The sequence below is a fragment of the Oceanisphaera sp. genome (assembly GCF_052084945.1).
Taxonomy (GTDB): Bacteria; Pseudomonadota; Gammaproteobacteria; order Enterobacterales; family Aeromonadaceae; genus Oceanimonas.
The window spans coordinates 1-4215 of the sequence record NZ_JBQDEX010000160.1; the positions used below are offsets into that span (position 1 = coordinate 1).

The 4215-nt window shown below is 49.3% G+C and carries 4 protein-coding genes; 2 read left to right on the forward strand and 2 right to left on the reverse strand.

Features of this window, described 5'->3' with window-relative positions; translation table 11 throughout:
* Nucleotides 1-228 precede the first annotated feature (228 nt).
* On the reverse strand, nucleotides 229-546 hold the full coding sequence (locus ACTHY5_RS11335) for a hypothetical protein (RefSeq protein ID WP_441879701.1): 318 nt from the start codon (nucleotides 544-546) through the stop codon (nucleotides 229-231).
* A 140-nt stretch (nucleotides 547-686) separates the two neighbouring features.
* On the opposite strand from ACTHY5_RS11335, the gene ACTHY5_RS11340 reads away from it, so the two are divergent.
* Nucleotides 687-1562 carry an aldo/keto reductase gene (locus tag ACTHY5_RS11340; protein ID WP_441879703.1) on the forward strand — a complete coding sequence of 292 codons (876 nt, stop codon included), beginning with the start codon at nucleotides 687-689 and terminating at the stop codon, nucleotides 1560-1562.
* A 111-nt stretch (nucleotides 1563-1673) separates the two neighbouring features.
* Here ACTHY5_RS11340 and ACTHY5_RS11345 read toward each other — a convergent pair whose 3' ends face one another.
* Nucleotides 1674-2861 carry an NAD(P)/FAD-dependent oxidoreductase gene (locus ACTHY5_RS11345; protein WP_441879705.1) on the reverse strand — a complete coding sequence of 396 codons (1188 nt, stop codon included), beginning with the start codon at nucleotides 2859-2861 and terminating at the stop codon, nucleotides 1674-1676.
* Nucleotides 2862-2977: 116 nt separating this feature from the next.
* On the opposite strand from ACTHY5_RS11345, the gene ACTHY5_RS11350 reads away from it, so the two are divergent.
* Nucleotides 2978-4165 carry a methyltransferase gene (locus ACTHY5_RS11350; RefSeq protein ID WP_441879707.1) on the forward strand — a complete coding sequence of 396 codons (1188 nt, stop codon included), beginning with the start codon at nucleotides 2978-2980 and terminating at the stop codon, nucleotides 4163-4165.
* Nucleotides 4166-4215 lie beyond the last annotated feature (50 nt).

Genomic DNA, 4215 nt, shown 5'->3' on the forward strand with positions numbered 1-4215 from the left:
CCTTTTTCCGTGTCTTCCGTGGCAAAAATAGTTCTTAGTTTTTTACTTAATACAAACTGACCATATACTTACTTAGATTGGTATAAGCTGTGAAAGGGCAGCGCTCGGCACCAAGCTCAACATAAAACCAGCCGTCATCCCGACGAAAGTCAGGATCTCCTTTGGGTTGGGTGCGATATATTGGGATAGCGTACAGCATTGTGTTTGCTGAGCGCTGATAGCTATCTTTTAAGGTTCTTCATTAAGCTGGGCGCGTAATTTTTCTTCGCGCTTTAAATACCAGTTGGCTTTAAAAGAGGTCCACCAGTCTTGGGATAACTCACCGCCATAGGCTTCTAGTAATTCAATGACTCGCTCTAGGGTTAACACAGCAGCATCGTACTCAATTTCTAACCATTGTTTTCGCACCACTACTTTAGAGACACCGGCTTCGTTATTAAACTGTTTAGCCAATAACTCTATTTGCAACTGATTTAAATCATCGAGTCGCAGGCGTCGTCGCACCGGAACAAGTTCATTTTGGTCATCAACCTCTGATGCACTCATTTATTGCCCCTTATTTAAAAAGTGTATCGGCCCATCTTGTCTAGCAAAGTCGAAGAGAACATTGCAATGGGCAGCTTGCTCATAGAACATATTGACTTAGAATACACAAAAAATCACCGTCAACAAATGAAGAGGTTACCATGGACGCGACCGTTACGCTTAAAGCGACCACCACAGAGCCCGCTGTTACCCTGCCCGCCATTGGCCAAGGCTCTTGGTATATGGGCGAAGGCCTAGCGCCTAGACGCGATGAAGTTCGTGCTATTCAACAAGGGTTAGATTTAGGGCTCACCTTAGTGGATACCGCCGAAATGTATGCCGACGGCGGCGCCGAAGAAGTGGTCAGTGAGGCGTTAAAAGGTCGTCGCGAACAGGCGTTTTTGGTCTCTAAGGTCTACCCATGGAATGCCGGTAAACGCAGCGCCATTCAAGCCTGTGAAGACAGCTTGCAGCGCCTTGGTACCGATTATCTCGATATGTACTTACTGCATTGGCCCGGCGGTATCGCACTAGAAGAAACTCTAAGTGCCTTTGAGCAATTACGTGCCGAGGGCAAAATAAAACGTTTTGCGGTGTCTAACTTTGATCATGACGAGTTACAGCTGTGGCATTATTTAAGTGGCCAAGATACTGCGGTTAATCAGGTGTTGTACCATTTAGGATCTCGTGGCATTGAATATGCCTTGCGCCCTTGGCAACGCCAGCAAGACATTGTCACTATGGGCTATTGCCCGCTGGCTCAAGGGGGTCGTTTACAGCGCGATTTAATGGCTCATCCCGAACTGCAAGCTGTAGCGCAAGAGCTAAACATCAGTGTGCCGCAGCTGTTACTGGCTTGGGCCATTCGCCCCATAGATGGCAAACGCGACCTTATTGCTATTCCCAAGGCCGTGCAGCCGCTGCATGTACAGCAAAATGCCGACGCGCTGAATATTCAGCTCAGCCAAGACATACTGGCCCGCTTAGATGCCGCTTTTCCGGCTCCTAATCGTAAAACACATTTAGATATTGTTTAGGCCCCTTCGGGAGCAATACGCTTGACGCCGTACGCCATACGCTTAAAGAAAATACTGATGTTGTTTTAACGTATGGCGTACAGCGTATAACGTAAGCCGTACAGCTATGGTTTAAACCACTTGTCCGGCACTCCAACCGGCACTCCAAGCCCACTGAAAGTTATAGCCCCCTAGCCAGCCGGTGACATCCACTACTTCGCCGATAAAATATAAATTAGGCACTTTTTTCGCCATCATGGTTTTAGAAGACAATTCATTAGTGTCTACTCCGCCTAAGGTTACCTCGGCGGTGCGATAACCTTCAGTACCACCTGGCTTGAGAGGCCAAGCACTCAGCAGCTGCTCAATGGCGGCCAGCTCTTTAGGAATATATTGTTTTAGTGGTTTATTGCTGATCTTGGCTTGAGTCCACTCCTCTCGCGTAAACAAGGCGTCGACCAGTCGCTTAGGCAACTGATGCCCTAGCCAAGTTTTCAGCTCTTGGTTAGGGTGCTCACTTATGCCCAGAGCTAGGCGCCCTTCGGGCAACAACTCAAACAACACCGGCTCTCCGGCCTGCCAATAAGAAGATATTTGCAGCACAGCAGGGCCAGACACGCCCCTGTGGGTAAACAATAAACTCTCACTAAAACGCGTACCATCAACACTTTCGGCCACCACCGGCAAAGACACGCCAGCCAGTGGTTCTAGGGTGGCTTTGTCCTCGGGCTGTAAGGTAAAAGGCACTAATCCGGCGCGCGTAGGCAATACTTTAAGCCCAAACTGCTCGGCTAATTGATAGCCAAAAGCAGAAGCACCAATTTTGGGCATAGATAAGCCGCCGCTGGCCACTACGAGCGACTGACAACGATATTGCTCATTGTTAGTGGTAACAGCAAATCCTTCATCTTGCTGCTCTACCGCCTCAATATGACTGCGTAACCGAATGGTAACCCCAGCCTCTTCACATTCTTTTACCAGCATATCGACGATGCTCTGTGCAGAATCATCACAAAACAGCTGACCTAAAGCTTTCTCGTGATAAGCAATGCCGTGCTTTTCAACCAAGGCTATAAAGTCCCATTGGGTATAGCGAGCCAATGCCGATTTAACAAAGTGGGGGTTTTCACATAAAAATGCGCTGGGTTCAATAAAGTAGTTAGTAAAATTACAGCGGCCACCGCCCGACATAATAATTTTACGGCCAATGCGCTTACCATGATCAAGCAGCAAGACACGGCGGCCTCGCTTACCGGCTTCGGCTGCACACATCAAACCAGCGGCGCCACCACCCACTATAATTACATCCCAGCTTTTCATATTTATTCCACGCCACTGTTAGCAAAAGCGTATTCTACCGCCCACACAGTCCCAATACCAAGCTGGACACAGATACCAGATGGTGCTGAGCAAGGCTACAGAGGTATAATTCGACCATGAGTACTCTTACTAAACAATTTCAACAGCTCAGCACCCTGCTACAACAAGCCAAGGGCGACTGGCAACCCCTGCCGTTTAGTTGCACACAACTGCCATGGCCAGAGCTAACAGATGCCTTACAAGCGCTCGATGAAGTCGCATTAGATGCACTGGATGCAAACTCAGAAGCCGCTCTCGCTTGGCTAAGTCAATGGCGACCTCAGTTACCCGAACTCCACCGCATCGAGTTGCCTGAGTTGGCACGTGCTCCTCACTATGCCAACCCCCGTTGGAGCAATGGCATTGGCGGGCGAAAATGGGCACAAATTAATGATTTTGCTGCCAATCTCAATACTCAACACCCCATTTTAGAGTGGTGTGCTGGCAAGGGGCATTTAGGCCGGTTACTGGCTCAACAAGGGGCGCTGGCCGTTACTAGCCTAGAGTGGAATGCCGACCTGTGTGCTCAAGGCGAGCAACTGGCAAGCCAACTACAACTGCCTCACCAGTTTGTGTGTACCAATGCGCTAGATGAGCAAGCTGCTGCATTATTTAAACCGCAACAAGCGGCCGTGGCGTTACATGCCTGCGGCGAGCTGCATCTCGCCTTTTTAAAACACAGTGCCACCGCCCACACCCAGCAACTGGCCCTATCGCCCTGCTGTTATCACTTAATTGCCGGTCAGCATTACCAACCTTTATCTACGCTTGGTCAGCAGCTAGATTTACAACTCGACCGTCATAGCCTGCGCTTGCCTTTGCAACAGCAAGCCACGGGGGGCGAGCGCGTGCGCCGCTTACGCCATATTGAGCTCACTTGGCGCTTGGCCTTTGATGAACTACAGCAGTGGTTAACGGGCCAAGCACATTACTTACCCTTACCCAGTTTTCCTAAACGCTTACTCAGTGGCGACTTTTGTGATTTTGCTCGCTGGGCCTGTGAGAAGAAATCACTCACTCCACCTGCTGTTATCGACAACCAACACTGGTTGGGGCTGGCACAAGCCCGTCGCTTATTAGTAAAACGCATCGAACTGGTGCGTCATCGTTATCAATATCCGTTAGAGTTGTGGTTGTTGCTTGATAAAGCGATATTTCTTGAAGAACAAGGCTATCAGGTTGAGCTTGGCTACTTTACTGACGCGCAACACACACCAAGGCGCTACCTGCTAAAGGCTGAGCGTTATACCAATCGTACTAAATAAGTAGTCAGTTTGTACTGCCTGTAGTCAGGGCTAGCTGACAGCTTAGTGCC